The 922-nt window shown below is 58.1% G+C and carries 1 pseudogene; it reads right to left on the minus strand.

The annotated features are described in order from the left end of the window. Positions 1-890, minus strand: a pseudogene (locus tag NKH38_RS33245) (IS481 family transposase); the annotation flags it as partial. Positions 891-922 lie beyond the last annotated feature (32 nt).

Consider the following 922-nt stretch of genomic DNA (forward strand, 5'->3'; position numbering starts at 1 on the left):
AGGGTCTTCAGTCGACGGCCGAAATTATAGGCTAAGACGAAATCGGCGAGATGCTGGCGCAGTTGGTCATGGCTCTCGTAGTAGAAGCGTTTGACGGTCGCATCCTTGATCGTGCGGTTCATGCGTTCGACCTGGCCGTTGGTCCATGGGTGCCTTGGCTTTGTCGTTCGGTGGTCGATATCGGCCTTGGCGCAAGTATGTTCGAAGGCGTGCGCCCATATGATTTCTCCCGCCGCCATGGCTTCCTTGATCAGCGGAACGGCCGAGCCGCCGGCACCTGGGGTCGTGAACTGAATGCCGTTGTCGGTAAGCACTGTGTGGATCTTGTAAGGGACAGCATCAAGAAGATGGCGCAGGAAATCGGCGGAGACCGCTGTCGTTGCCTTCTCGTGCAGCTCGACGAAAGCGAACTTCGAGGTCCGATCTATGGCCACGAACATATGCAGCTTGCCCTGCTCGGTTCGGACCTCGGCGACGTCGATATGGAAGTAGCCGATTGGATAGGCCTTGAACTTCTTCCTTGCCGGCTTGTCGCCCTCGACATCCGGCAACCTGCCTATCCCGTGACGCTGCAGGCAGCGATGCAAGGATGACCGCGACAGATGCGGGATCGTCGGTTGGAGAGCATAGAGGCAATCGTCCAGTGGCAGCAGCGTATAACGCCGAAAGGCGACGATGACCGCCTCTTCCTCAGTCGATAGCACTGTCTACTTCGGATCTCTGGGGCCAGTCGGAAGATCGGCGGCCGACGTCCGGTTCCTCCACTTCCTAACCGTCTTCTGATTGATGCCGTAGCGCTTCGCCAGCGCCCTCAGGCTCTCTTGACTATGCTGTATCGCTCGACGGATCGCCTCTGTCGTCGTGGCGCTCCCATGAAGAACCTGGCCCATAGCGCATCCTTTGATTCGGACGAAAAGTATGC

The organism is Mesorhizobium sp. M1078 (assembly GCF_040318615.1).
Classification (GTDB): Bacteria; Pseudomonadota; Alphaproteobacteria; order Rhizobiales; family Rhizobiaceae; genus Mesorhizobium.